The 24,969-nt window shown below is 62.2% G+C and carries 25 protein-coding genes and 1 riboswitch; of the genes, 10 read left to right on the forward strand and 15 right to left on the reverse strand.

Annotation, left to right across the window (positions count from 1 at the left end):
- Window positions 1-5: 5 nt before the first annotated feature.
- From hrpB to AB0P14_RS09230, 3 genes are all read right to left on the reverse strand, one after another.
- Entirely contained in the window at window positions 6-2,744 is a 2,739-nt protein-coding gene (gene hrpB / locus AB0P14_RS09220; protein WP_363840783.1) for an ATP-dependent helicase HrpB, read from the reverse strand.
- 6 nt (window positions 2,745-2,750) lie between these two features.
- Window positions 2,751-3,074, reverse strand: coding sequence for a putative quinol monooxygenase (locus tag AB0P14_RS09225; RefSeq protein WP_363840786.1), 324 nt, complete (start codon window positions 3,072-3,074; stop codon window positions 2,751-2,753).
- 86 nt (window positions 3,075-3,160) lie between these two features.
- Window positions 3,161-3,835, reverse strand: coding sequence for an MBL fold metallo-hydrolase (locus tag AB0P14_RS09230; protein WP_363840789.1), 675 nt, complete (start codon window positions 3,833-3,835; stop codon window positions 3,161-3,163).
- Window positions 3,836-4,063: 228 nt separating this feature from the next.
- Between AB0P14_RS09230 and AB0P14_RS09235 the strand changes: the two genes are divergently transcribed.
- The gene (locus AB0P14_RS09235) at window positions 4,064-5,083 is read left to right on the forward strand and encodes a 2-oxoglutarate and iron-dependent oxygenase domain-containing protein (RefSeq protein ID WP_363840792.1); all 1,020 of its coding nucleotides are present in this window, start codon (window positions 4,064-4,066) and stop codon (window positions 5,081-5,083) included.
- Window positions 5,084-5,194: 111 nt separating this feature from the next.
- Here AB0P14_RS09235 and AB0P14_RS09240 read toward each other — a convergent pair whose 3' ends face one another.
- Complete coding sequence (locus tag AB0P14_RS09240) at window positions 5,195-6,763, reverse strand: SPFH domain-containing protein (protein WP_363840795.1); 1,569 nt, start codon at window positions 6,761-6,763, stop codon at window positions 5,195-5,197.
- A gap of 199 nt (window positions 6,764-6,962) precedes the next feature.
- Between AB0P14_RS09240 and AB0P14_RS09245 the strand changes: the two genes are divergently transcribed.
- Window positions 6,963-8,039, forward strand: coding sequence for a hypothetical protein (locus AB0P14_RS09245; RefSeq protein WP_363840798.1), 1,077 nt, complete (start codon window positions 6,963-6,965; stop codon window positions 8,037-8,039).
- Here the strand turns inward: AB0P14_RS09245 and AB0P14_RS09250 are convergent.
- Window positions 8,036-8,299 (reverse strand): hypothetical protein, encoded by a 264-nt coding sequence (locus AB0P14_RS09250; RefSeq protein WP_363840800.1) that lies wholly within the window; start codon window positions 8,297-8,299, stop codon window positions 8,036-8,038. The genes AB0P14_RS09245 and AB0P14_RS09250 overlap by 4 nt on opposite strands.
- 686 nt (window positions 8,300-8,985) lie before the next feature.
- A riboswitch (TPP riboswitch) is annotated at window positions 8,986-9,078 on the reverse strand.
- Between the two features lie 63 nt (window positions 9,079-9,141).
- Window positions 9,142-9,606 (reverse strand): GatB/YqeY domain-containing protein, encoded by a 465-nt coding sequence (locus tag AB0P14_RS09255; RefSeq protein WP_363840803.1) that lies wholly within the window; start codon window positions 9,604-9,606, stop codon window positions 9,142-9,144.
- Between the two features lie 177 nt (window positions 9,607-9,783).
- Between AB0P14_RS09255 and AB0P14_RS09260 the strand changes: the two genes are divergently transcribed.
- Both AB0P14_RS09260 and AB0P14_RS09265 read left to right on the forward strand, forming a co-directional pair.
- Window positions 9,784-10,113, forward strand: coding sequence for a hypothetical protein (locus AB0P14_RS09260; protein WP_363840806.1), 330 nt, complete (start codon window positions 9,784-9,786; stop codon window positions 10,111-10,113).
- Between the two features lie 359 nt (window positions 10,114-10,472).
- Window positions 10,473-11,237 (forward strand): DUF427 domain-containing protein, encoded by a 765-nt coding sequence (locus tag AB0P14_RS09265; RefSeq protein ID WP_363840809.1) that lies wholly within the window; start codon window positions 10,473-10,475, stop codon window positions 11,235-11,237.
- Between the two features lie 78 nt (window positions 11,238-11,315).
- Here the strand turns inward: AB0P14_RS09265 and AB0P14_RS09270 are convergent, their stop codons facing one another.
- Window positions 11,316-12,962, reverse strand: a complete 1,647-nt coding sequence (locus AB0P14_RS09270) for an HD domain-containing phosphohydrolase (protein ID WP_363840812.1) — start codon at window positions 12,960-12,962, stop codon at window positions 11,316-11,318.
- Between the two features lie 106 nt (window positions 12,963-13,068).
- Entirely contained in the window at window positions 13,069-13,848 is a 780-nt protein-coding gene (locus tag AB0P14_RS09275) for a hypothetical protein (RefSeq protein ID WP_363840814.1), read from the reverse strand.
- Window positions 13,849-13,960: 112 nt separating this feature from the next.
- On the opposite strand from AB0P14_RS09275, the gene AB0P14_RS09280 reads away from it, so the two are divergent.
- Window positions 13,961-14,470, forward strand: a complete 510-nt coding sequence (locus AB0P14_RS09280) for a hypothetical protein (protein ID WP_363840817.1) — start codon at window positions 13,961-13,963, stop codon at window positions 14,468-14,470.
- Window positions 14,471-14,729: 259 nt separating this feature from the next.
- Here the strand turns inward: AB0P14_RS09280 and AB0P14_RS09285 are convergent, their stop codons facing one another.
- Window positions 14,730-14,894: a hypothetical protein gene (locus AB0P14_RS09285; RefSeq protein ID WP_363840820.1), complete on the reverse strand. Its 165-nt coding sequence runs from the start codon at window positions 14,892-14,894 to the stop codon at window positions 14,730-14,732.
- A gap of 159 nt (window positions 14,895-15,053) precedes the next feature.
- Here AB0P14_RS09285 and AB0P14_RS09290 point away from each other — a divergent pair, with 159 nt between their 5' ends.
- Complete coding sequence (locus AB0P14_RS09290; protein WP_363840823.1) at window positions 15,054-15,731, forward strand: YceI family protein; 678 nt, start codon at window positions 15,054-15,056, stop codon at window positions 15,729-15,731.
- An 11-nt stretch (window positions 15,732-15,742) separates the two neighbouring features.
- On the opposite strand, the gene AB0P14_RS09295 is transcribed toward AB0P14_RS09290, so the two are convergent.
- A complete protein-coding gene (locus AB0P14_RS09295; protein WP_363840825.1) occupies window positions 15,743-15,958 on the reverse strand; it encodes a DNA-binding protein in 216 nt (71 codons plus the stop codon).
- Window positions 15,959-16,129: 171 nt separating this feature from the next.
- Here AB0P14_RS09295 and AB0P14_RS09300 point away from each other — a divergent pair, with 171 nt between their 5' ends.
- Window positions 16,130-16,939 (forward strand): metal-dependent hydrolase, encoded by an 810-nt coding sequence (locus tag AB0P14_RS09300; RefSeq protein WP_363840829.1) that lies wholly within the window; start codon window positions 16,130-16,132, stop codon window positions 16,937-16,939.
- Window positions 16,940-17,099: 160 nt separating this feature from the next.
- Here AB0P14_RS09300 and AB0P14_RS09305 read toward each other — a convergent pair whose 3' ends face one another.
- Window positions 17,100-17,315 (reverse strand): hypothetical protein, encoded by a 216-nt coding sequence (locus AB0P14_RS09305; protein WP_363840832.1) that lies wholly within the window; start codon window positions 17,313-17,315, stop codon window positions 17,100-17,102.
- Window positions 17,316-17,617: 302 nt separating this feature from the next.
- Here AB0P14_RS09305 and AB0P14_RS09310 point away from each other — a divergent pair, with 302 nt between their 5' ends.
- Together AB0P14_RS09310 and AB0P14_RS09315 are read left to right on the forward strand one after the other, a co-directional pair.
- Window positions 17,618-18,232, forward strand: a complete 615-nt coding sequence (locus tag AB0P14_RS09310; protein WP_363840835.1) for a phosphoribosylanthranilate isomerase — start codon at window positions 17,618-17,620, stop codon at window positions 18,230-18,232.
- 21 nt (window positions 18,233-18,253) lie between these two features.
- On the forward strand, window positions 18,254-18,706 hold the full coding sequence (locus tag AB0P14_RS09315) for a hypothetical protein (protein ID WP_363840838.1): 453 nt from the start codon (window positions 18,254-18,256) through the stop codon (window positions 18,704-18,706).
- A 275-nt stretch (window positions 18,707-18,981) separates the two neighbouring features.
- Here AB0P14_RS09315 and AB0P14_RS09320 read toward each other — a convergent pair whose 3' ends face one another.
- The gene (locus AB0P14_RS09320; RefSeq protein WP_363840840.1) at window positions 18,982-19,383 is read right to left on the reverse strand and encodes a MauE/DoxX family redox-associated membrane protein; all 402 of its coding nucleotides are present in this window, start codon (window positions 19,381-19,383) and stop codon (window positions 18,982-18,984) included.
- A 195-nt stretch (window positions 19,384-19,578) separates the two neighbouring features.
- Between AB0P14_RS09320 and AB0P14_RS09325 the strand changes: the two genes are divergently transcribed.
- A complete protein-coding gene (locus AB0P14_RS09325) occupies window positions 19,579-21,057 on the forward strand; it encodes an MDR family MFS transporter (protein WP_363840843.1) in 1,479 nt (492 codons plus the stop codon).
- A gap of 104 nt (window positions 21,058-21,161) precedes the next feature.
- Here the strand turns inward: AB0P14_RS09325 and AB0P14_RS09330 are convergent, their stop codons facing one another.
- From AB0P14_RS09330 to AB0P14_RS09340, 3 genes are all read right to left on the reverse strand, one after another.
- Complete coding sequence (locus AB0P14_RS09330) at window positions 21,162-22,349, reverse strand: SGNH/GDSL hydrolase family protein (RefSeq protein ID WP_363840846.1); 1,188 nt, start codon at window positions 22,347-22,349, stop codon at window positions 21,162-21,164.
- A 111-nt stretch (window positions 22,350-22,460) separates the two neighbouring features.
- Window positions 22,461-23,129 carry a DedA family protein gene (locus tag AB0P14_RS09335; RefSeq protein ID WP_363840849.1) on the reverse strand — a complete coding sequence of 223 codons (669 nt, stop codon included), beginning with the start codon at window positions 23,127-23,129 and terminating at the stop codon, window positions 22,461-22,463.
- A 181-nt stretch (window positions 23,130-23,310) separates the two neighbouring features.
- Window positions 23,311-24,843 (reverse strand): amino acid permease, encoded by a 1,533-nt coding sequence (locus AB0P14_RS09340; protein WP_363840852.1) that lies wholly within the window; start codon window positions 24,841-24,843, stop codon window positions 23,311-23,313.
- Between the last annotated feature and the right edge of the window lie 126 nt (window positions 24,844-24,969).

The following is a 24,969-nucleotide window of genomic DNA, read 5'->3' on the forward strand; positions in this document are numbered from 1 at the left end:
GCTGGCTACATTCGCTTCTTGACCTTGGCTGTGGCCGGTGCACTCCATGGGTCTTCGGGCCAGGGATGCCTCGGATAACGTCCGCGCATCTCTGCCCGGACCTGTGAGTAGGGTCCGCTCCAGAAAGAGCTCAGATCATCCGTCACGGCGAGCGGTCTGCGGGCGGGCGACAGCAAATGGAACAGCACTCGCACCCGGCCGTTGACCAGCCGGGGCGTTTCCGCCAGCCCAAAACACTCCTGCAGCTTTACAGCGGCCACGGGAGGGCCGTCGTCGGACACCTCCGGGTAGTCAATGCGGATGTTCGAGCCACTGGGTACGGGCAGTGTCTCCGGCGCCAGTTCCGCCAACCGGGATGCTTCGGGCCAGGGCAGCAGACGCCGTAACGGATCACTCAGTGAGAGTGAGGAGAGTGCCTTACCAGCAGCCACAGATTCTAATTCAGGCCCCAACCAATCCGGTAAACGCTGCAAAAGTGCGGCGTCACTGACGTCGGGCCACGGTGCCCCCAGTTCACGGTGCAGCAACGCCAAGCGGCGGCGAAGTTGATCCGCCGCTCCAGACCAGGCGAGCAGGCCCAGCCCCTCCTTAGCCACTGCGGAAGCCACAGCTTCGCGGCCTTGTGCCGGCGTGACCTTCGCGGGAGTCGACAGCAAAACAATGGCGCCAAGCCTGCGTTCCCGGCGTCCGGAGACCTTGCCGTTGCTAAAAGTTGCTACCACCGAGTCTTGGAGCATATGTGCGGCCACCTCCTGTGCGTGCTGCTGATCCAAGGGCGCTGCTGAGCGGATGATGGCGCCAGTTCCGGCGGCATCGCGGCCCTGCGCGCGAGAGACTTCAGCTACGGCCAGCCACTCGTGACCGGTCAATGGACTGCCAGCCGGCAAGCCCGCACGGGTGCCCGAGGAGAGCAGATATTGCTGCCCGGCAGCGTTTTCTACCAGCCTGGCCACCCGGTCCGGGAAGGCGAGTCCGACGACGAACCCCACCCCCTCGGCGGCACTCACCTTCCGCGGGTGCGCACCAGCCGATGGACCGGCAGCGGGGCTAGCTGCTTTATCTGTGGCACCGTTGCGGGTGTCCTTGCGGAGAAGTTGTTCGAGCCTGCGTACTGCCTGACTCCAGCGGTGCGATCCCGGATCGCGGCCGGAGCGCATACCGGAGAGTAGAGCGCTCAGATCAGCGCCGGGGGCTCTGCCATCTCCGGACACCAGGGCCACAATCTCAGCTGCCATTTTGGCCCCAACGACTGGAGCGCCGTCGAGCAGGGCACGGGCGAGGCGTGGGTCGGCGGGTATATCAGCAAGTGTCCGGCCCAAGTCCGTGGCGTGACCGGTGGCATCGAGGGCTCCGAGCTCGCCGAGGATTTCCACGGCGGCGGCCAGGGCGGGAGCCGGAGGCGCGGTGGGTAAACGCAGCCCCACTCCCCCTGGTGCGCCCCAGCAAGCGAGCAACAGGGCCGCGGCGCTCAGCTCGGCAACCGCAATCTCCGGCATGGGATGCGCCGGAGCTGCCGCGAAAGTCTTCTGCTCATAGCAGCGCACCACGGTTCCGGGACCTAAGCGGGCAGCGCGGCCGGCACGCTGATCCGCCGAGGCGCGTGAGGTGGAGACGGTGACCAAACCGGTCATACCGCGGGCAGCATCACGCCGGGGTTCACGTGAAAGTCCAGAATCCACCACCAAGCGAACTCCGGGCACTGTCAGCGAAGATTCCGCCAGCGACGTGGAGACGATGATGCGCGGCAATCCCCCGGGCTCACGCGCAGAAACAGCACGGTCCTGCTCACGGGCCGACACCTGACCGTGCAGCTCCAACACGTCGATGCTGGGCTCAGCAGAATCATGTGGACCAGCAGAGTTGGGTTCGGCTGCGTGCTGGCGAGCGGAGCGCAGCCGGTTTGCTATATAGGAGACTTCCCAGGCCCCGGGGGCAAATACCAGCGCGTCAATGGATGGATCTACAGATAGGGCCGCGGCATGCGCGGTGGCACCGGTGTCTGCTACGTGATCCAAAAAGGAGCGAGTGATGCCGCGCTGGTCCATGCGCGGCTGGGCTGAGGGGGCCCACCTGATCTCCAGGGGGAACAGCGCTGAGGGACAGTCAACCACGGGCGCCGGGGACCCGGCGTCGTCCGCTGCCAAGAGCTCAGCAAAGCGGGCGGCGTCCAGCGTGGCGGACATGGCGATGAGGGTCAGGTCGCTGCGCAACTGCCGGACTTCCCCGAGTAGGCCGAGCAAGAGGTCCGTGTCGAGGCCGCGTTCGTGGACTTCGTCAAGGATGACTGCGGCCACGCCCTCGAGCCCCGGATCGTGCAAGAGGCGACGCAACAGGATGCCAGGGGTGAGGAATTCAATGATCGTCTCGGCGCTGCTGTGGCTCTCGCCGCGCACGGTGTAGCCGACTTTGCCACCTAGCGCCGTGCCATCAAGGGACGCTAACCGCCGGGCCGCCGAGCGGACGGCCACTCGACGCGGCTGAGTGACCAGAACCCGGTGGGCGGCGGTGGCGCCGAGTGCGTTGGCTGCCAGGGGTGGCACCAGCGTTGTTTTGCCGGTGCCAGGAGGCGCCTGGACAACGGCCGAGAGACTCTCGTGGGCGGCACCTCCGTTGGTCCGCTGTGGCCCGGCGCCCTTGAGGATGGCGGCCAGATCGGGCAGGGACTGAGCAAAAACCAGTCCCTGCCCGATCGTGGCAATGTTGAAGGGTCCGCCCGGGATTTCAGCCTGAGCGGGAGTCGACATAAGAAATCAGCCGATCTGCAGTTCGCCCATGTCATCCCAATCGCTGCCATCCACCTTGCGGGAAATGATCTTGGGTGTGGAGACCAGGGCCGGGCGCATGGTTTCCAGGCCGGCCTTGAAGTGCTCGCTATTGACGTGCTTGCCGGCGGCATCGTCGTCCAGGAAAGCCTCGACGAGAACGAACTCGTTCGGATCAACGACGCTGCGTGACCAGTCGAACCATAGGTTGCCTGGCTCGGCGCGGGTTGCTTCGGTGAAGGGGGTCACAAGGTCGATGAACGTTGCGGTGGCTTCGGGCTTGACTTGGTATTTAACAACAATGAAGTACATGCCTCTAGCCTATCTCGATGAGGGGACATGCTGGGATTGCGCCGGTGTTGCGAGGCGGTGTTGAGAGGCGGTGGACCAGTAGCGGGCTACCAGCCGCGCTCACGCCACTGGGGCAGGGAGGGGCGTTCGGCGCCGATGGTGGTTCCGTCACCATGACCGGGCAGCACTACTGCGTTGTCCGGGTAGACGTTGAAGAGGCGTTCCTCGACATCGTTCACCAGTGAGGTGAATCGTGCTGGATCGTCTTGGGTGTTGCCGACGCCGCCGGGGAACAGGGAATCTCCGCTGAAAATGATGGGCGCAGCATCAGATCCTGGCTGCAGGACATAAGCGATGGAACCGGGGGTGTGGCCGCGCAGATGAACTGCCACTAGCTCGATTCCAGCCACAGACAGTGTCCCATCGTGTACCAACGCCAGGTCAATGGCCACGCCGGATTCTTTGGCAATGCCGGGGATGTCATCGGTGCCGGCAGCCGTGGGCACACCGCTGTGGGACACGAGCCCGGCCAGCGCGCGGACATGATCCCAGTGTTGGTGTGTCGTGGCGATCATGGCCAGAGATGTGGGCACCTCGGCGTCGCCCGTTGCATCCTTGAGCAGCTCCTTGATGGACGGGAGATCATCCGCTGCATCAATGAGGATCTGTGCCCCGGTGCCCTTGGCGGTAATCAAGTACACATTGTTCGCCATGGCCGAGACCACGTTTCGGCGCACTGTGTAGGCGGGAAGGTCGTATAGCAGCGAAGATTCAACAGTCATAAGAGAACCCTATCCCCAGTGAAGGGAATCAAACTTGACTCAGCGCCGCTCTCGGCCGAACGAACGCGAACAATATGACGTATCTGAATCAAAAGGTTCGGAATAAGTGCCAGCCTAGGTGCCGGCGTCGAACTTGAGAGAAGTAACGTTTTGCTTTGGGGCAAGTTTGTGACGCAACAATTAGAAATATTACTTCTCTTTTGCGTTCGGAGCGTTCACGCTGGAGGAATGAGCAAAACACGCACCTCAGTCCCGGTTCTAGATCTCTCCACCGCCCGCAATTCGGACGGCTTTTTCAATATGGAGTTCATCGACGCGCTGCGCGACGCCGCGCACAATGTCGGGTTCTTCCAAGTCATCAATTACGGCGCCGCCGAGGGCCAAGTTGAGGAACTATTGGAGACGGTGGCAGGGTTCTTCCGCTTGCCGCTGGAGCAGCGCCTTGAGCTGGATAACCGCAGCTCCGCCCAGTTCCGCGGGTATACCCGCCTGGGCAAGGAAATTACCCGAGGCCGTGCCGACTCCCGCGAACAGATCGATTTCGGTCCCGACCGTGAGCCGCTGATCGATGTCCCGGAGGATCAGCTGTTCCTGCGCCTGCAGGGACACAACCAGTGGCCCGATCAGTACCCTGAGCTGGAACGCACGGCTTTGCAGTGGACGGCGTTGATGGCGCGGATCGGCGTGGATCTGCTCGAGGGCATCAGCGTTGCGTTGGGTCTGCCGGAGGATTACCTGGCCGAACCGTTCACCTTTGCGCCCGCATGGATGGGCAAGTTGGTGCACTATGTTGGTGGTCAGGTTCCAGAGGCTGGCACCCAGGGTGTTGGTGCGCACGCCGACTACGGCTTTGTCACCTTGCTGTTGCAGGACAATGTGGGCGGTTTGGAAGTTCAGCCGCACGGTCAAGAAGACTGGATCCCTGTCGAGCCGATTCCCGGTGCCCTCGTGGTGAACTTGGGCGAAATGCTTGAGGTGGCCACCAATGGCTACCTCATGGCCACCATCCACCGCGTAACCGCTCCCCCGCCCGGCGTGGACCGCTACTCGGTGCCGTTCTTCTGGTCACCGCGCCTGGACGCCGTGATTGATACGGTGCCGCTGCCGCCTGCTCTCGCTGCCGAAGCTCGTGGTGTCAGCGATGATCCGGACAACCCGATGTTGTCCTCCTATGGCTCCAACGTTCTCAAGGGCTGGGTACGCGCCCACCCCGAAACGGCAGCCATCCACTACCCCGAACTCGGCTAATACACGCGGCGCTTGAAACGGCGCAGGATGACCCGGAAAACGGCGACGCCGCGAACTGTAGAAGCAGTTCGCGGCGTCGCCGTTTGCGAATACCTTGGTGCTTAGTTGCTGCTAGCTGTTCTCGGAGCCGATTTCCGGGGCGCCCTTGCTGGACTGACCCTTGCTGGAATTCTCGGCGCCGGACTTGCCCTTATTAACGGCATTGAGAAGTCCGCTGGCTGCTCCGCTGGAGGACTCCGTGGACCCGCCGCCGACCATGCCCTGCAGCAAGCCGATGATGTCCAGACCCGTCGAGTCCTTGATCAGCTGCGTTGTCTGCTGAACGCCGTTGGAGACGTTCTTGCTCAACTGGCTGGCGCCGTCGTTGGAGATGACTGTCATGTCCTTGATGGCTGCCATGGGAGCTGCCACCTCGCGGGCCATGGCAGGGAGAACTTCCAGGACCTTGCTGAGGATAGCGGCCTCGTTGAACTTCTCGTACGCCTCAGCCTGAGCTGCAATACCGGCAGCCTCGGCCACACCCTTTGCCTCGGTGGACTCGGCCTCAGCCTGACCGCGGGACTTGATGACAGCCGCATCGGCGCGGCCACGAGCCTCGACCACAGCAGCTTCGGCGTTACCGCGAGCGGTGGATGACGCGGCGTCCGCCTCGGCGGCAACCCTGTCACCCTCGGCCGTGAGCTTGCGCTTGGCGAGCTCTACGGTTGCTTCGATTTCAGCAGCCTCGGAAGCACGACGGCGTTCCTCCAGTTTGGCGTCAGCCTGCTGGATCAAGCGGTATTTCTCGGCGTCGGCCGGCTTGCGAACTTCGGTGTCGAGTTCCCTCTCGCGCAGTTCCGCGCGGCGCAAGGCAACCTGCTGATCGCGGATGATGACCTGCTCCTGCTGCTCTGCCGCAGCCAACGGGCCAGCCGCATCGGCGCGGGCCTGCCGGGCGTCGGCTTCTTCCTTGAGCTCGGCACGCTTGATGATCAGCTGCTGCTGTGCAAGCGCAACCTGCTCGTCAGCAATGGCTTTGGCCTGCTCGGCTTCCTGCAGGAACTGAGCTTCAGCGATCTTGGCGTTCTTTTCGGCCAAAGCGGCCTCGGGGCGACCCAAGTTCATAAGGTAACCGGAGTCGTCGTCGACCGACTGGATCTGGAAGGTATCGATCTCCAGGCCCTGGTTGTGCATGGAGTGCTCGGCTTCTTCTTTCACACTCTTGGCGAAGGTGGCACGGTCCTTGATGATGGATTCCACTGTCAAGGTACCCACGATCGAACGCAGTGAACCGGAGAGAGTCTCCTGCGTGTAGTGGTCAATGGCGTCCTGCTGGTTGAGGAAACGCTGGGCTGCCTTGCGGACGGAATCGGCGTCGCCACCGACCTTGACCTGTGCGACGCCCGTGAGGTGAAGTTTGATGCCGTTCTTGGAGATACCCTCAATCTTCAATGAAACCTGCCGTGAGGCCAGGGACAGAGGGTACGCGCGCTGCGTGAAGGGGTTGATGAAGATGCGGCCGAACACCACGCGCTGGCTGCTGGGATCTGGCAGGCTCTTGTTGTCTTTGGAGGAGATGACAAGGGCCTGGTCAGGGCTAGCAATATGCAGAGCAATCCGGGAGATGACGGCAGCGATGATGATCAGCACCACCAACACGCCGAGCCCAATGAATAAGGGAATGAGGGTCAAATAAGACATGACGCCTTTCGGGTTCACGGCGGCCATGCTGAGACCCACGGCCCGCCTAGTGGCTTCAATCCTACGGACTCCGGCGGTATTCTCCATTTATTGGAGTAACGTGTTCGCACATTCAGGCACCGACACCGGCGATGCAGTGTGTCAGTTGGAGAACAAACCGCAGATTGGCTCCATTTCGGGGACACGAAAGGGACTTGACGTGAATGATTCAAACGGCTGGGGCATCATTATCGAAGATGACGGGCCGGCGCTGATCATCATCTTCCTATTCATTTGCCTTGCCTCCATCGCCTTCCAAATCATGGAGAACGCCCGCCAACGCAGGAAGCTCGCAGTGGTGGCGGGCCCCAACCAGGAAATGCGGGCGAACCGGCGGATGTTTTTCTACACAGTGCTCGTCATTGGCCTTTTGACCCTCGTTGGCAACTACATCATGGGCATCACCTCCAGCTTGGCAGCATCGCACCTTGGCTCGCTGGAGGATTCAGCCGGCCTCCTCTCCCTGCCAGGCACGGGCACCACCCTGGTGACAACGGGCCTCTATGCCCTGGCCATTCTGGTCACCGCCGCCTTGATGCAGAAGAAGGAAAGGCTGGCGTTTCCGGAGCTGCTGGCGGACCTCAATGACGCACGAAAATTTGGCGTCCGTGACAGTGCCCGCCAAGTTGCCCATTACAGGACTGAACTGGACCAGCTCAGGGCGGAACATGACTCGAAACGTGCCGGCCCCTTCACCGGTGAAGACTTTGAACGCCTTTTCACCTCGCACGAGTCACCCGGGCGGCCCGGCCTCGTCGAGCAGCTGAAGTATTTGAAGACTGAACAGCACCACCGCGCCCGGACCCGGAACTTTCAACACAACATTTTGCTCAACTACCGGATCACCACCGGCAAGTGGATCCTGCCCTTTGCAGTGCTGGCCGGGCTCTCCTTGTTCCTCACCGTGCGGGAGTCACTGGCCGCGAACGACGGCGATGGTGACTTTTCGCTGGCCATCGCCTGGGCGGTGGCCAGCCTTTTGGGATTGGCAGCCACCGCGGGCCAGTATTTTAGTGACGTGGGCAAGGTACTGCTGGTTGCCCGCAGGGACTACATCTCACATCAGACGCAGGCGGAATGCCTGAAAATACTGGCCGATGCCGAGGCGGACCTGGCCGCGGTGGACGCGGCCGAACACGTTGGCGGCGCTGTGTGCGGCTGCATCCACGATGATGGATGGGAGCCGATCCTCAGCATGGGCCGGTGGGCCCTCCGGCGTCCTACACGCAGGCGCTAGCCAAGCATTCCGGCCTGGACGGGGACCAGGCTGATGGCGTTGCGCCGGTGGATGTTCTTGGCATTGCGGTCAAAGCCCTTGGCGTCCATGTTGTTGCCCAGCCTGAAGGCGGCAAGCGCCTCGTCGTAGAGCTCGTTCAGGCGCTTCCCGGAATATTCGCCCACTGTGCCGTCCGTAAACGTGATGGTGATTGTTGCCTTGGCCGGGAAATGCCGGGGCATGCGGACGAACCCGTCAGTGTCCTGCTTCAGTTCAATCATGGGGCTTCCGTTTCTGTTGGAGGCCGTTTCATTAGGAGTGAAAAGGCGCTGCCGCCGCCCATTTTGGGTTGGCGTGGAAATCAAGGTTCTCATACAGTGTGTGGGCCGCGTTATTCGAACCCCAACTGGCAGTTCCACGTGGGATTTCCAGCCCCGGCGCTGCGCATGATGAGCAGGATCGTTCACGATAAGGGGCAGGCGCGGGAAATATGAAAAACCGAACAACGTTTTCAGTTATGGCCGGCGCTTTCCTGATCACGGTTCCCTGCGACTATTCAGCATCTCGCGATCGATCATGTGCCCGGGCGTGACCGCTAAGGGAGAGCAGTTTCGCTACGGCCCCATGCATGGAACACCGGAACCGGGCTTCGACGCCAAACGCCTCCCCTGCGACATGCGTACCCTCAAAGTGATCGGGACAGACCTCATCTACGAGGTCGATAAGACACCCACGGCAAACGTGCGGCCGAACATCACCATCAAGTTCACGCAGTACATCCGTCTGGCTCGGACGTGGCGAGATTGTCTCTTGGAAACGGTCGGAGGAGGATCTGATTGTAGAGATCCTGACGCTGGTGCAGGTGGACGATGCGGACCGCCCCGGCGCCGGAAGACGGCGTGCCCACGGAATCCGTTGCTGGTGTACTGCCCAGGACTGTGCAGCCGTCGTCGGCAATCATCTGGAGATCGACCCGGCCGGGCTTGCCTTCGCTAGTGTTAACTAGATCAGGTTCAACGGGTGTTCTCTCAGCCCCGCGTGGAGCACCCGTGTCACTGCAAGCGAATATAGCCACACGTCCTGGCCGCCCCGCAATCGGGGCCGCCCGGACGTGTGCCTTGTGTTAGGCGAGGCGCTTGCGGACCATTTCAGAGACGGCCTTGCCGTCAAAGCGGCCGGCGATTTCGGCGGTGACCGGCTTCATGGCCACACCCATCTGGCGCATGGACAGTTCGCCCTGTTCGGCTTCCAGCCCGCTGATGATCCGGTCTACAATGGCTGCGGCTTCCTCGGCATTCAGGGCCTTGGGCAGGTAGGCCTCGATGACTTCAGCTTCCGACAGCTCTGCTGCGGCACGGTCGGGTTCGCCGGCTTCGGTGTAGATTCCGGCGGTGTCGTGGCGCTTGGCCGCTTCCTTCTGCAGCAGGGTGATGACCTGTGCGTCGTCGAACTCAACGGGGGTCTTGCCGCCCTTTTCACGCGTTTCAATCTCGCCCAGCACGTTGCGGACAGTGGTCAGGGCAATCTTGTTGCCGGCTTTCATATGCGTGACGACGTCTTCTTTGAGTTTCTGCTTCAGCGTGGACATTGGATTCCTTAAATTTGGTCACTGTGGCCGCACTGCGGCCGCCATGGTCAATTATCCCATCCAGCAACAGCCGCAATGTGCACAGCGGGCTTGATGGCAGCGATCGGCAGTGCGGCTGCTGCGGGTGGCCCCTCTGGAGGCGGCGGTAGGCTGATGGCACTACTTGGGGAGGCAGTCATGGCTGGACAGGGCAGCAGTTCTTTGAAGAAGGTCCTCTGGATCGTGCTCGGGGCGGTGGCGCTCTGTTTCGCCATCGTCCTGCTCGTCACGGACCCGGCCGCGCTGGGAGGCTGGCTGGCCCTAGGACTTGGCATCGCCGTCGTACTGGGCATGGCGGTCAAGATGATCCGTGCGCCCAGGGGCAAGAAGCTGCGGGCAGGGCTGGCTCCCATCGGGGCTGCGGCCGAAACCTACCAGGAATTGCTGCTGGGCCGGGAGCCGACCAGTTCCGCGATTGAGCATTCGTTCCCGGCTGTGCCGGACGACAAGGCGAGCAGCGGGAGCTGAGGGGCGCCGCATGCAAGCCTGCACGGAAATGGCGGCGCAGACGGCGAGTTGCTGGCCCGCTGCCCACGCCGCCACCGGGTGAAAACACTTATTGCTGGCCTGGCCCCGGATTCTTGGGGAATGGCGGTTGTTGCCACTGCTGCTGTTGGTCGATGCTCCCGGCATCATCGTCGAACCGCGGGGCTCGAACGGACTCTATGTGGCACTCACCCGTTGCACCCAGGAGCTGGGGCAGCTCCTGGTGGAATGAGCGGCCAGCGGCTGGGTCGGACCTGTTCGAACATGTCTTCTATATGACTGCCTGTCCGCCCGGCGTAGAATTTCCACGCAGCCAAACCAACAGAATCCAGGTGGTTCGCATGCGGACCGAAATCAGCGGGAAATGGGTGCGCGCCATGGTGGGCGGCACAACGGTGGTGGACAGCAGGGCACCCCTCATCTTTTGGGAGCAGAAGTTCCCCATCCCTGCCTATGCCTTCAGCCTGGACGAGGTCCGGATGGACCTGTTGGTGCCGGCGAACTCCGCCCCATCTGGCGCGCCGACGTTCTTCGGACCTAAGGGGCCCGTGGCCCAATGGTTTGACGTGCATGCCGGCGGCAGGGTGCTGCCCCACGCCGCATGGTGCAGGGACGATCCCGCCCTCGAGGGCCGCATCACCCTCACCTGGGCCCCGGAGGCGCTTGACCGCTGGCTCGAGGAAGAAGAGGAAGTCCACAGCCATCCGCGTGATCCCCACAAGCGTGTCGAGGCACTGCCCAGCTCCCGGCACATCACCGTCAAGCTCGACGGCGTGCTGCTGGCGGACAGCACCGAACCTGTTCTGCTCTTTGAGACCTACTTGCCCACCCGGTACTACCTTCCGCGCGCTGACGTGCGCCTTGACCGGCTGAGCGCCAGCAACAACCGCAGCCACTGCCCGTACAAGGGATACGCCGAGGACTACTGGGACGCGCCGGGCTCCCCCTCGGTGGCCTGGTCCTACCCCGACCCCTACCCGTCAGTGGCGCGCATCAAAGACAGGATTGCGTTCTACAACGAATCAGTGGATATCACGGTCGACGGGGTGGCCGTTCGACGTCCCCGGTCCATCTTCTCCAACACCAAGAACCGGCCCAGCGCATGAACGGCGCCGGCCCAAAACACACCGGCCGGAGCGATAATGAAGGCCTTGACCCTGCCGCGCTCGCCGTCCGGGACGCGGTCACGGCCCAGAGCTTCGGTCCCACAGCCCCGCATCGAGGGCAAACAACGTGGCCGTGACCCTGTTGGAGGCGCCCGTCTTCGCATAAATGTGCTCCACATGGTTACGCGCCGTCTTGGGCGCGATGACCAGCTCCGCCGCAATGGCCTTGTTGTCCATCCCCCGGCACAGCAGCCTGAGCACCTCCGCCTCTCTGGCCGTCAAGGCGGCAGGCAGGATCCGCCGTCGTGCTTCCTTATGCCCGGCAGCCTGCAGGACACTTTCAACGGCGTCCCCCGCCAACCTGCCCGCCCCCACCTCCGCACGCAGCCGCGCGGCAGCCGCGGCCGGGACCAGGGCCGGCCGGTGCGGACGCGGCTCAAGGGCGCTCTGGTAGGCGTCGGCGGCGGCCAGGATGCGCTGTCCCGGATCCAGCCTGGAGGCACCAAGGCCGCGCGGATATCCCGATCCGTCCAGCCACTCGCGGTGCGCACCGGCCAGCTCCGCCACCCGCCGCATGCCGGGCACCCGGCCCATGATGCGCTCGCTCAGGAATGGGTACAGCTGCAGGCGCTCGCGGTCCATGGATGACAGCGGCCCGGCCTTGTCCCAGACCCCGTTGGAGACGCCCATCCGGCCGAGGTCGTGCACCCAGCCGGCCCTGCGCAGCGCCAGCACCTCCGGCGCACTGCATCCGCGGTGTGCCGCGGCATGCGCGGCGAGGAAAGCGACCTGGCGGGAATGCCCGGCCGTCCACGGCGACTTCAAGTCTGCAAAATCACCCATCGCCGCCAACACCGTATCCAGTTCCGCGCCGCTGAGCAGGGGTTCGGCCGGGGCTGCCGCCAGTGCGGCGGGCCAGGGGTCCAATTCCAGCAATCCGTCGGTCAGCTCAGCTGCGCGGGCGCAAAACAAGTCCGCCAGCACGGGATCGAACTGGGTGCCGCGGCGTTCCGTGGCAATCCCCACTGCGGCGGTCACGCCTGCTGTGCGGAGGAAGACTTCCGCGGTGTCGGCCAGCTGGGCTATGCGCATCTCCAGCGGGATTCGGGCTCCCGAAATTCCGGCGGGCAGCCCCTTGCCGTCCCATCGCTCAAAGGTGTGGCGCAGGATCGCCGGCATGTCCGCATCCAGGCCCACCCGGTTGGCCAGCTGGCCCGCGGAGGTGCAGTGGGACCGGATCAGTGTCCGCATGGCGGTTGCCGCGGTTGCCGCAAACTGGGAGCGGCGGGCGGTGCGCTGCACCAGCGGCAGCGCCGTGCCGGTGTGGCGCAGCATCAGTGAAAGCATGGGCAGCCCGTGCGCGTCGATGAAGTAGTAGTCGGCACGGAAGGCAATGTCGTCCCCGAACAAGTCCGCGAGCTCGTGGGAATCGGCGTGGCAGCCGATCCAGGCGATCAAGTTGGCGTAATAGATGTGACCCCGGGCGTCCTGCCCGATTCCCAGCAGTTCAGCCATCCGCAGCCCCAGCAGCGTGGCCCGCAGCATGTGCTCCATGGGTTGGCCGAGCCCAAGGTCGATGGCCAGGGACAGTGCCGCCAGCAGTTCGGCGCGGCTGGTGGTGCCCGGATCCCGCAGCGCGGCTTGGTTCCGCGGCGCTGCCGGCTGACCCCCTGGAACCCGGCCCGGGGGCGGTGTTTTGACGCTGTCCGAACCGCGCTCAGCCACCCTCCCATTGTAAAACCGGAGCGTGGTCATGCACCCGCCGCAGGTCGGCAATGTTCAGCTTTCGCACGCCCCTGTACCGCGGTGGCCAGGATGATCACCGCCCGGTTCATGCCGCACCCGCCTTTCCGGCAAGCGCCGTGTGACCGCGTTGCGTCCGGACCCCTGCGCGCCCCGTCTCCGCCTGCGGCGCTGTGGACGGGAATCGCACGGTCATCTCGGCCACGAACAGGCCGCGCTGCGGCAGCCAAAAGTCAGCCAGATGTGCCTGCTCCGGCAGCGGTTGCGGAGCTCCGGCACTGTCGCCGTCGATCGTCGCGTGGCTGTTCTTGACCATCCACACGCTCAGCGGCTGGGCCTGGTACTGCTGGCCGTTGGGGACGGTTCCGGTGAGCCTCAGCTTTCCGGCTTGCAGCGCCGGGCCCATGAACCTGCCCATGGCGGCCAGCACCTTGGGCGAATGCCACCACGGATCAGGCATGAGGTGCGCCAGGGAGGTGAGTGCCGCCGTCGTGCGCGTTTCCCGGAACTCAAGGTCCCAACGCACGACGCCGGGCACGCCCACCGACAGTTTGAAGGGTCCCTCCCACCGGAACGGGACTTCGGCCAGGCGGGTCCCGGCAAGGGCGGCGCCGAAGTACCGGGCGCAGCTCACCTCGGGCGGGGCGTCGGCGTAAATGGTCCAGCCGACCGTGGGCCGGTAAAGCCACAGGGCGGTGTAGGCGGGGCCGACTGAGCTGGCCGGGAAGCGCCGGAATGCAAGGTAGTGCCCGGAACTGAACGGCATGCCCATGACGGCGTAGCCGGCGAACCGTTCGCAGTTTCCGGTCGGCAGGGTGGCGGTGGATTCCGCCAGCTCAGCATGGGACCTGGGTGAATTACTGGTCATGATGTGCTCCTTCACGTTGTGTGAAAAGCGTAAATCCGCGGGGCCGGCCGGGGCATGGGGCCGATGACCCATCTTTGCGCAGTGTCTTTGCTGTGGATTTTCGTGGGTTTCGGTGGCGGTTGCGGCGGGATGCGCCGGCACCGGGGACGGGGATGCCTTTGGCGCCATGCGGATGCCACCTCCGGCGAACAGCCCGGAACTGGCGGAACTGTTCAGCGACGCCAACGATGCCTATGCCGCATTCCCGCTTTCCGAGATTCAGGCAATCGGCGCGGTGATGGACATCCTATGGGCTGCAATGGACCCCTACTTCGGCTACAACACTTTGCCGATCGTGGCCGGTATGCACATGGACTCGATTGAGGGTGGCCGGATATTCAGCCCGATCTTTGAGCGATGCGTCTATCCGCAGACCGCCGGCACGATGACCGTGCGCGAGGTGGCAAGGAGTACGTGGTCTTCCTCAGGCCGCAGTCGTCCCGACGGCACATTTCACGAATACGCCATTGACGGCTTCCAGTTCGGGCTCCGGGAAGTCAAAGGCTCCGGCGATGATACTGCCGTTCTCAACATTGAGACCAGAAAGTGGGAGAGCCTGAGCGGCATCGTGAAGCTGGACTGACGGTGATATTCGTGGCAGAGGGGCCCGCCAGCCTCAGTAGAGCGGCGGCGCCGGCGGGTTCAAGGGATCCGGCGGAAAGATCGGATCCGGAGGGCCGGGGTGCGGATAAGGTTCGTTCGGCTCCGGCGGCCGGTACGGGTCCGGCGGACCGGGCGGCTGTGTGGGATCGGGATGCCGGGGCGGACCTTCGGGATCAGGGATGCTGCCGATGCTTGGATGTCGCTCGTCGGGATTCATGACTGTCTCACTCTCAGCACTGCTAGGCGCCGGTTTCGCGTGGTTCAATGTCCGGGTCAGAGGTGCTTTCTTCCTCCAACAGCTCGGGGTTCGGAACTATCAACTTGATGAAGTCCTCCACCGACGAGTGTTTCCCGGCGTCGGTGGACTCCTCAGCTGGGTCCCCATTGACTGGCTGTTTGTTCATGAGCCAACGTTACGCCGCCGGGACCGGTGAGGGAACACTTTTGGGCGGCAGGCCGCCGTCGTGCTTCCGGTCCGGCTGCGTCCCGGGACACACAGGAAAAACGCAGCTGATGCTGGCATAGTGCGTACCTTCGGGAACACTATTTCGTAGAGGCTGGGCATGCGCAAAAAGTTGATTGTCGCGGGAATATTGTTGGTGGTGGCCATCGCTGCCATCTGGGGCGGGAGCGTCATTTACGCCTCGGTGGAGAACGGCAAGGCCGCGGACCAACTCGCGCTGTCGACCCCGACACCCGGGGCCGGGCCGGTGGGCACGGTCGACGCCACCGAGCTGTCCGGAACATGGAAAATTTCGGCAGGGTCGCAGGCAGGCTATCGGGTGAAGGAGGTGCTCAACGGCCAGGGCGTGACCGTGGTCGGGCGGACAACTGAAATATCCGGGGAAGCGGGCATTGACGGCACCAGCCTGACGTCCGCGACTGCCTTGGTGGAGTTGGGCAAGGTGGCCACCGACAACGGCAGCCGGGACCGGCAATTCCAGGGCATCTTGAACACGGCTGAATTCCCCACGTCGACGTTCACGCTCACCTCTCCCGTGGACATTGCTGCCATCGCAGGCGGGTCCGCAACTGCCGAGGCGTCCGGGGAACTGACCATTGCCGGTGTCACGCGAGCCGTGAGGGTCAGCTTAAAGGCGCAGACCACGGACGGCGGGGTCGAGGTTCAGGGTTCCATCCCGGTCACGTTCGCTGACTTCGGCATTGCCGCGCCGGACCTGGGCTTCGTCAAGGTGGAGAACACCGGCACCATCGAGATGCTGTTGCAGCTGAAAAGGTAGCGCCCGACGGTTCAGTCGATCCTAAACGCGAGGCCTCGAACAGCCAGCTCTTCGCCAAGGATCCTGATTGTGTTGGATCCTACGCCGTGCAGTGCCAGGAGTTCCTTAGCGCTGTGGGTGCTGAGTTGTTCGAAGTTGCTGATGCCCGCAATGGCCAACGCCCGGGCTGCCGGTTTCGAGATGGTGCTAGGGAACTCGGGCGCTGTGCCGCTGCTGGGATTGGTCATGGCTTCATTGTTGCACCAAGGATCCGCAGGGCACCGTGAGGAACGCCGCACTACTCGCCGTACAGGGTTCCGGCTGGAATGTCGGTGCCTGCACATACCCTTGAGGCAGCAGGTTTTGTCCACGTATCACGGGTTCAGAACGAAGACCCGAGAATGCAAGGACGTGCCCTCATGATGGGAGCCCACCACGCCGCCAGCGGTGCCGCCGTTTGGCTGGCCCTGACCACCCAGTTCGACGTCGGACTGGGTCATCTTGCGCAGGTGGTTCCGGCACTTCCGGAGTCGCTCACCGTTGGCATGGGGCTGCTGGACCTGACGCCCACGTCCGTGGTGGCCGGGGCGCTGGTGACTGCCGGGGCCGCGCTGGTGCCCGACGCCGACCACCGGAATGCGACCATTGCCCATTCGCTGCCGCCGCTGTCCAACATCATGTGCATCCAGGTGGGGAAAATGTCCGGCGGACACCGGCACGGCACACACTCAATCCTGGGCATGGCCGTCTTCATCGCCATCGCAGCGCTGGCCGGCATGTGGACCATGGAACTGCGTGGTTGGGGCACGATATTTCCGGGTGCCGGACTGTTGGCGGTCATGCTGGCATCCTTTGCGGCCAAGGCGCTGAAGTTCGTTCCTGACACCATGCGCAAGTTTCCGTGGGCGTTGGGGATCGCCGTCGGCACGTTCGTCACGCTCTTTGCCCCGCAGCACGAGTACTGGTTCCCGTTGGCCATGGGACTCGGTGTGGCCGCGCACATCCTAGGCGACATGCTGACCACTGGCGGTTGCAACCTGTTGTGGCCGCTGCGTATCAGGCCGCCGCGCTGGCTGCGGAGGATGCCGCTGGTAAAGAACATCTGGCGCCCCAGCGGAAATGTGGCCATCCCCATCCTCGGCAACGCCGGCTCGGTGCGTGAATGGCTCGTGTTGGTTCCGGTCAGCGCCTACGTTCTCTGGGCCATGGCGGATGCGGTGTTTTCCTGACGCTGGCCTCGGCACTGGCTCTAGCTCTGGTGTAGGGAAACCTGACGTGCCAGGTCAACGTGTGCCTATGGGCCAGCAGTCACCTGCGGGCGATGCCCCACATGAGCCAAACAGGTAGCTGTACGGCCGGGAGTATCCAGCAGATAGCAACAAACGTGGCTCAGGTGTCAGTTCCCGGAGTCACGATCGTGGCGACGAGGCGAAGAATAGTGCTTCCGACAGTGGGTCCGCCGAAGATTGCCGCCATGATGACGTGGAATTTCAGTTGGCGCTTCTTGGGTTTTGGATAGTGGGCCTGCTGAAAATGGGCAGGTGTCTGGGCCAGGAAATGCGCTGGGGCAGGAGACTGAATCATTGGCTGCCGCGGGGTTGGCATTGGCATTGGTTGCGGCCGCACCGGTCCACGGTAGATCGGAGGCGCGTGTTGTGGCAGTCTCGGCCGGGATCTTCCGTAAGGTCACGGGCGTATTCAATGACGGAATGGTTTCGGAAGGCTCCTGTACTCGACTGGCAAAACAATGTTTGCGGCATCCTCAGGCAGGAAACCGCTGGGGCTCCGCACAACTATGGGCATAATCATGAGATCGTCCGTGGCCAACACTGTTAACATTGCAGCTAGCACGCAAAATTCGACAACAGGTCCGGGCGTTGCTTCCAGACGAAGGAATGATGCAAGGCATGTACATAAAGATTTGCGGTTTGCAGACTGCTGACACCGTCGCCGCAGCCGTGGGTGCCGGTGCTGACGCGATCGGATTTATCTTTTCCCCCGGGAGCCCCCGCACCATCACGGCAGAACTCGCCGCGGAACTGGGGCGAACGGTGCCAGTCGGCGTGGAGACGGTGGGCGTGTTCCGCAACCAGCCCATGGACGAGGTCCTGGAGATTGCTCGCAAAGCGGCCGTGACCACCGTGCAATTGCATGGAGACGAAAGCCTGGCGGACATGGCAAGCGTGCACGCCGCTGGCTTCAAGGCGCTGCGGGCGTTCTCCGCAGATGCCTACAACAGCCTCTCCCATGACGAGAAGCGTGACTGGGAATCCGAGCGGATCCTGCTGGACGCCGTCGAACCTGGCGCCGGTGTCACCTTTGATGCTGCGGTCCTGACCGATGGCACCCCCAACGGCTTCTGGCTGCTGGCCGGAGGCCTCAACCCGGCCAATGTGGCTGCTGCCGCCTCGGCCATGAAACCTGCCGGCGTGGATGTCTCCAGCGGAGTGGAATCGAGCAGGGGAATCAAGGATGAGCAGTTGATCCGCGATTTCATCCTGGCCGCACAGACAAACTCCTAGAGTCGCCAAACCACTGGTGCCTTGCACGCAATCCCGGAACTCAACTCGCCGGGTTCGGCGCCCAAGCCCGCAGCTGGAGAAAGCACGGCTCCGCACCAGGGTAGCGGAAACGTTGGCGGAACCACCTTGGACGCGGATGATGCCGCTACGTACGAATCCACCAAGGAAGTTCTGACGCAGCCCGGTGCTCTTACTCCTGGCTCGTATCTACACATTGGCCGCGACGGATACCTCACGCTTCAAAGCGTGCCGGCCAGCGCGTGGCTGCTTCTGGCCGTCCACGATGGCTCCAGCGAAGCGAGAACCGCGGCGACAAATCGTTGGGTGCGAAGCAATGCAGCAGATGAAGCACCGTTGAGTGTCCCCACTCGTCTCGCTGCTGGAGAGTACGCAGTGACCGTTCAGGAACCTGAAGGCGTACTGGTTGGTTTTGCCGCTTTGGCCATCGCCGAAGAAGTCCTCCCCACCGAATAGCCAACAGTTGACCCCACCACGCACAGCACTACCAGCGCTACGCCAACGCACGGAACGGCGTCGCCCACGGCACCGTCCAATGGGACCAATCAGGATGATTTGGCCGCCACAGGCGCCTCATCAACCTTGATGATTGGTGGTGCAGCTTTCGCGCTCATCGCCGGTTTGGTCATTGTGGCCGGATCTCGCAGGCGCTCCAGCCAGCACTAGGTACGAGCACGCAGAAGCCGGGCACCCCTTTTCCCGAAGGGTGCCCGGCTTTTGCCGCCATATTTTCAAGCCTTGCGAACGCTCCATGCCCAAGCGATCAAGGGGATTTGCAGGGGAAGTCTGATGGCGTGGATTCGCTTGCTCGCAGCTGTTCCCTCTGGCCCGAACGCGCGTCTCAAAGCAGAGAAGTGTCCGGCGGTGAATCCCACAAACATGACCGTTGCGGCAATAGCTGTGACTTTGCGGGTACGCGGAATCAGCAAACCAGCAACGGCGAGAGCCTCCGGGGCGGCTGACGCCAGAACCCACTGGCGACGTGTCATCACGCCCCGCTTGTCACCTTTGTCACTGCACAACGACGGCGGAACCACTGGATAGTAAAACGCAGGATTCTTCAGATGGTTGATAGCACTGGCACCCAAGAGGGCCGCCAAGCCCCACGTTTTTACGGTATCTACTCGCATCATGGACTTCTCTCGATCGTTCCTAAATGGTTTTCGCACAAGCATAGTGGGGGCTCGGAGGCATGGTGTGAGGAAAACGGGAATAGAAGCACCACAGTAGGCGCTTACTTTCGTGTGCCGTTGTTCTACAGTGGCAACTAGCCCTGTATATTTCTGGCACCTTTGAACTTTTCCGCACCATACGATCAGGACCCCACCATGTCACTTTCCACCGCTGAAGTCTCCGAAAGGCTTTCAGCCCGGGACCGCACCACCCTCGGCGTTCTCCTCGTTTCAGCCTTTGTGGTGATCCTCAACGAGACCGTCATGAACGTGGCCCTGGCCAAGTTGATGCACGAGTTTGATGTCTCATCCTCAGCCATCCAATGGCTGGCAACCGCGTTCATGTTGACCATGTCCGTGGTCATCCCCACCACGGGCTACCTGCTTAACCGTCTGTCATTGCGCACTATTTTCATCCTGGCGATGGGGCTTTTCTCGGCCGGTACACTCCTGGCAGGGCTGGCTCCGGGCTTTGAAATCTTGCTGGTGGCCCGCGTCGTTCAGGCTTCCGGCACCGCCATCATGTTGCCGCTGTTGATGACCACCATTTTGGATCTGGTTCCTTCACATCGCCGTGGTGCCATCATGGGCAACGTCTCGATCGTGATCTCGGTGGCTCCTGCCATTGGTCCCACACTGTCCGGGCTGATTTTGCATTCGCTGTCCTGGCGTTTCATCTTCCTACTGGTGCTTCCTATTGCATTGCTGGCCTTGATTTTGGGTGCACGGCTGCTGCCAACAGGTGGCGAACGCAGCCGCTCCAAGCTGTCCGTGCCCTCGCTGCTCATTTCAATTCCCGCCTTCGGTGGCTTGGTCTACGGCCTCAGCGGTATTGGATCGCCCGACGCCGGTACTCACCTGATTGCCCTCGTGGCCCTAGGTGTCTCACTCGTTTCTCTGGCAGCGTTTGTGCTGCTGCAGCTGCGACTCCAGCGCAGCGATAGCGCGCTCCTAGACATGCGCCCCTTCTTGCACCGCCAGTTCACGCTGGCCCTAGCACTGATGGTCATGGCGATGCTGGCTCTGTTTGGTGTCATCATCTTGCTACCGCTGTACCTCCAAAACGTGCGCGGCCTGGATGTCCTGAATACCGGACTCGTGATGCTCCCCGGCGGCATTCTCATGGGTCTGCTGGCACCCGGGGTGGGTAAGTTGTTCGATAAAGTCGGCGCCCGCCCACTGCTCATGCCCGGTGGTCTGCTGCTATCTGCAGTCCTCTTCGGCTACACACAGCTGAACGAGACCACGCCCCTGGCCATGATCGTCGGCATGCACCTTGCCATGTCCCTCGCGCTGGCGTTCATTTTCACGCCCGCTTTTACCGCTGGCCTGAACCCACTCCCGCATTCACTACATTCACACGGCTCGGCTCTGCTCTCCACCTTGCAGCAGCTCGGCGGTGCGGCTGGGACGGCCCTGCTGGTGGGTGTCATGGCTGCTGGAACCGTGGCCGCCGCCGCGGCAGGGAAGGATGAGATCGCTGCCCAGACCGCAGGATTCAGCAATGGTTTCATGGTCGCGGCATGCGTTGCCTTGGGCATTGTGGTCGTTGCCGCTTTCATGGGCAAGTCCGACGCCGAACCCTCCTCGGATGTGAGTGTCACCACCGAAAAGACTGCCACCGCCATCCACTAAAGTGTCCACCAGAGCTTGAGTCTGAGCTTGAGTCTGACTCGAAGTCGGGGACTGGGCCCGGTTCGTTGCCTGTAGTTGTGGCAGCGAGCCGGGCTTTGTCGTTTCTACAGTCGGGAGTCCAGCGAAGAGAACGGGTCAAAGACTGCACCTGGCCCAAAGGCTAATGCTGCGAACCGCTCACCAATGATGCGGTGGGTTTCGCCGTCCGGATGCAGCGCGTCCGGCAGAGGATGTTCCAAGGAGTCCGCTTCACCGTAAAGAGCAAGCCCATCTAGGAAATGTAAGTTCGAATCATGCTCTGCGCGCGAGTGCACGATCCGCTCCAACTCCTTGCGAATACTACGCAAGCTGAGTTTTCCGGCGGCAATCTCTGCAGGATCTCCGGTGGCCGTGAAACGCATTCTCCCTTCTGCGAAGGCAGCCATGTCAAACGCTCCAGGCCCCGGGGTATCTTCGTGGATGCCGCAAAAGATCGGTGAAATCACCAATAACGGTGTGTCTGGGTGCCCGTCGCGGATGGTATCGAGGAACCCGTGGACGGCTGGCCCGAAGGCGCGCAATCGCATCAGGTCCAGGTTGACGAGGTTGATGCCTATCTTGATACTGATGGCATCAGCTGGGGTGTCCCGCATGGTGCGCGCCGTGAACGGATCCAGCAGGGCGCTGCCACCAAAGCCGAGATTTGTCAGTTCCACCCCACCCAAGCGAGAAGCGACGGCTGGCCAGATCGCCGTCGGACGTGTGGCGTTGGAGCCGTGGCTGATAGAGCTGCCGTGGTGCAACCACTGGGGGCGTCCACTGTCACGCTGGGGTGCAACAGCTGCATTGCTTCGTAGCGCTAGGAGTTCGGTGGCTTCATTGTGGGGAAGCCAAATTTCGACATTCTTGAGTCCCTCTGGCAATCCGGTGAAGCTGTTAGTGCAGAGTGGACCTTCGGCCCGGGAAGGAATACCCGTGGCCATGTCTATGGTGGTCAAAGTGCCACCGTTGGTGACGGACTCCCCCAGAACGGTTCCGTCCACGATAAGTTCAATGACTCCATCTGGCCGGGCCGGCGCTCCCGCGTACGTGGTACGGGAACGTAAGGTGTCCAACTCAATGACCGTGGCGGTGGTTTCGAAGGCGATGCGCACTCCCGAGGGCTGCTGCTCCACCATCAAAAGTTGGGGATCACCGTTAGCCTGTGCACGGGCGGCAGCGGGCAGCCGATGCACGATCGTGCCAGTTGCGGTGCTCTCAAGTTCAAGGCCACCGCGAATGAAGACGGACGGGATGGGCTGGGTGGTGATCACGTTGCTCCAGAGTGTCTGTATGGCCGTGTATCTATGTTTGCTGCAGGCTCCATCCTTACACGCGTGACTGAAAACTTTTTCGTTCATGCACCACCAGGTACCCCGGTGGGATTAGTGCTGAGCTGCTCCGGCAAAACTTTTCGCTGCTTCCAGTGCCGGTGGTGTCTCCGGTTGCAGTGCCGCTTTGGCCTTGCTGCGGCGGGCCCGGAATATTCCGATAACCTTCTCAAGCAGGATTCCCAGAAGACCGGCCGCTACCATTGCGGCTACCAGGCCTAACAGCGGGTGTTCTTGCAACCACGTACCTGCCACCGCCCCAATAGCCACCGAATAGATGGCCCATAGGGTTGCTGAAAGTGCCGATACTGCCATGAACTTCCGCTGAGGGTATCTGGTGGCACCTGCAGTGAGATTGACGGCAACTCGGGCAACGGGGAGGAATCTTGCCACCAGAATCATCGCTACTCCTCGATATTCAAGCTCCGTCCCGGCTCTCGTAAAGGCCCGCTGCATGACTGGACGACGCATCCAGGCAAACCGGCTGATGCCGATTCTCCGCCCCATCAGGTACGCGATGTTATCGCCCAGAAAAGCGGCTACGGCGGCCGCCGCCACCAATAATCCAAGGGCTGCCAGGCCATGGCTCACTGCCAATGCGGCCACTGCCACCACCATCGTTTCGCTGGGAATCGGCGGAAAAAAGCCGTCCAGCAGACAGAACAGCACCACTACCGCATACGCCCACGGTTGCCCGGCAGCGGCCATTAACAATTCAGTCATGAGCACACGCTGCTGTCAGGGTGTTTTGCGAGAATTTCCATAGCTTCAACGCTACGGACAGCTGCGGGGCACCACTAGGGGGCAAACCCCCCACTTAGCCCTGAGGAAACCCTGAGTGAGGGGCGCATATTTCTTCGCGCGCCGTCAGGGCGAGTTGTGCCAAGAGCTGTTGGGCGCTTTGCTAGACGGCGTCTTCCTCAACATCGCTGGGACCGGAAAGGTTCATCTCCAATAACGGCACCACCTTGGATTTAGTGACGAATCGGTGAACGATCCAGAGCCCCAGGAAGATGGGGATGCCAATGTAGGAGGACAGGACTTCGACACCGCGGCCGGCCAGGACAGCCTCATAATTTTGCCCGGCAATCACCAAAATGAGCACCGCGAATGCCAGTGCCGGACCGATCGGGAAGAAGGACGCCTTGTACGGCAAATCGTCAACCGTGTTTCCTTGGGCGAGGAATCCCCGCCTGAAACGGTAGTGCGAGACGGCGATTCCCGCCCAGACAATGAACCCACTGAGCCCTGAAACGTTGAGCAGCCAGGCATAAGCTGCGCCCTGTCCTACGATGGCGCTCAAGAAACCGAAGAGTCCGACGCCGGATGTGGCCAGTAGCGCCGCCATGGGCACGCCCCGCGAGTTGACGCGGCCGAAAATCTTCGGTGCCTTGCCATCACGGGCCATGGCATAGAGCATGCGTGTCGATGCGTACAGCCCGGAATTCCCTGCCGAGAGAATGGCTGTCAGGATAACGGCGTTCATCAGCGCTGCGGCGAAGGCGATCCCTGCGCGTTCAAACACCAAGGTGAACGGGGAAGCGGCAATATCTGCCTCGCCCGATGACAAAAGACTGGGGTCGGTGAAGGGAATGAGGCAGCCGATCACGAAGATGGCACCGACGTAAAAGATCATAATGCGCCAGAAGACGGAGCGGATTGCACGCGGAACCTCTCGCCGAGGGTTCTGGGCCTCGCCAGCTGCAACACCGACCAGTTCGGTGTCTTGAAAAGAGAACCCGGCAATCATGAAGACGGAAATGATGGAAACCCATCCGCCATGGAACACATCCTCGCCCGTTTGCCAGTTCGTCATGCCCGATGGGCCGTCGCCTAGGATGCCAAAGATCATCAGCACACCGGCGATGAGGAATAGGATCACGGCAACAACTTTGATCGAGGAGAGCCAGAATTCACTTTCACCAAAGGCTTTGGCTGAGAGAGCATTCACTCCGGTCAGCAGTAAGAGGAAGCCACCGGCCCACACCCAGCCCGGCACTCCTGGGAACCAAAAGTCCATAATGATGCCCGCAGCAACCAACTCCGCGGCCACGGTTATGGCCCAGTTGAACCAGTAGTTCCAGCCAACGGCAAACCCGAATGATGGCGACACAAAGCGGGTTGCATAGGTCTGAAAAGAACCGGCCACAGGAATCTTGGCAGACATCTCACCCAAGGACTGCATGAGCAAGAAGACCATCAGGCCCACAAGAATGTAGGCGAGAAGTGCTCCACCGGGACCGGCCTGCGCGATGGTGCCACCGGAAGCCACGAACAGGCCCGTGCCAATGGCGCCACCAATCGCGATCATTTGAAGATGGCGGCTTTTGAGGCCTCGCTTAAGCTCGTTGTCCGCCTCGACCGGTTGCGGCCCGTGAGTAGCGCTGACCGCAGGCTTGAGGGCTTCGGTTTTTGTGTCCCCTGATTGATTGCTCATCATTGGCTAAGTGCCGCCTCTCGAGACGTAAGAACCTGTGACGTGGTGGCGGAGAGAACCCTTGCATAGTCCAAGGATTGGTACTGCTGATGCATGTGTGTGACTTTCTGGCTGTGTGCCCCGACG

Source organism: Specibacter sp. NPDC078709 (genome assembly GCF_040686795.1).
Taxonomy (GTDB): Bacteria; Actinomycetota; Actinomycetes; order Actinomycetales; family Micrococcaceae; genus Specibacter.

Bases quoted from the DNA above. Each gene is read 5' to 3' on its own strand.
- hrpB (WP_363840783.1), bottom strand. From the start codon at position 2,744: ATGTCGACTCCCGCTCAGGCTGAAATCCCGGGCGGACCCTTCAACATT.
- AB0P14_RS09225 (WP_363840786.1), bottom strand. From the start codon at position 3,074: ATGTACTTCATTGTTGTTAAATACCAAGTCAAGCCCGAAGCCACCGCA.
- AB0P14_RS09230 (WP_363840789.1), bottom strand. From the start codon at position 3,835: ATGACTGTTGAATCTTCGCTGCTATACGACCTTCCCGCCTACACAGTG.
- AB0P14_RS09235 (WP_363840792.1), top strand. From the start codon at position 4,064: ATGAGCAAAACACGCACCTCAGTCCCGGTTCTAGATCTCTCCACCGCC.
- AB0P14_RS09240 (WP_363840795.1), bottom strand. From the start codon at position 6,763: ATGTCTTATTTGACCCTCATTCCCTTATTCATTGGGCTCGGCGTGTTG.
- AB0P14_RS09250 (WP_363840800.1), bottom strand. From the start codon at position 8,299: ATGATTGAACTGAAGCAGGACACTGACGGGTTCGTCCGCATGCCCCGG.
- AB0P14_RS09255 (WP_363840803.1), bottom strand. From the start codon at position 9,606: ATGTCCACGCTGAAGCAGAAACTCAAAGAAGACGTCGTCACGCATATG.
- AB0P14_RS09260 (WP_363840806.1), top strand. From the start codon at position 9,784: ATGGCTGGACAGGGCAGCAGTTCTTTGAAGAAGGTCCTCTGGATCGTG.
- AB0P14_RS09265 (WP_363840809.1), top strand. From the start codon at position 10,473: ATGCGGACCGAAATCAGCGGGAAATGGGTGCGCGCCATGGTGGGCGGC.
- AB0P14_RS09275 (WP_363840814.1), bottom strand. From the start codon at position 13,848: ATGACCAGTAATTCACCCAGGTCCCATGCTGAGCTGGCGGAATCCACC.
- AB0P14_RS09285 (WP_363840820.1), bottom strand. From the start codon at position 14,894: ATGAACAAACAGCCAGTCAATGGGGACCCAGCTGAGGAGTCCACCGAC.
- AB0P14_RS09290 (WP_363840823.1), top strand. From the start codon at position 15,054: ATGCGCAAAAAGTTGATTGTCGCGGGAATATTGTTGGTGGTGGCCATC.
- AB0P14_RS09295 (WP_363840825.1), bottom strand. From the start codon at position 15,958: ATGACCAATCCCAGCAGCGGCACAGCGCCCGAGTTCCCTAGCACCATC.
- AB0P14_RS09300 (WP_363840829.1), top strand. From the start codon at position 16,130: ATGATGGGAGCCCACCACGCCGCCAGCGGTGCCGCCGTTTGGCTGGCC.
- AB0P14_RS09305 (WP_363840832.1), bottom strand. From the start codon at position 17,315: ATGCCAACCCCGCGGCAGCCAATGATTCAGTCTCCTGCCCCAGCGCAT.
- AB0P14_RS09310 (WP_363840835.1), top strand. From the start codon at position 17,618: ATGTACATAAAGATTTGCGGTTTGCAGACTGCTGACACCGTCGCCGCA.
- AB0P14_RS09320 (WP_363840840.1), bottom strand. From the start codon at position 19,383: ATGATGCGAGTAGATACCGTAAAAACGTGGGGCTTGGCGGCCCTCTTG.
- AB0P14_RS09325 (WP_363840843.1), top strand. From the start codon at position 19,579: ATGTCACTTTCCACCGCTGAAGTCTCCGAAAGGCTTTCAGCCCGGGAC.
- AB0P14_RS09335 (WP_363840849.1), bottom strand. From the start codon at position 23,129: ATGACTGAATTGTTAATGGCCGCTGCCGGGCAACCGTGGGCGTATGCG.
- AB0P14_RS09340 (WP_363840852.1), bottom strand. From the start codon at position 24,843: ATGAGCAATCAATCAGGGGACACAAAAACCGAAGCCCTCAAGCCTGCG.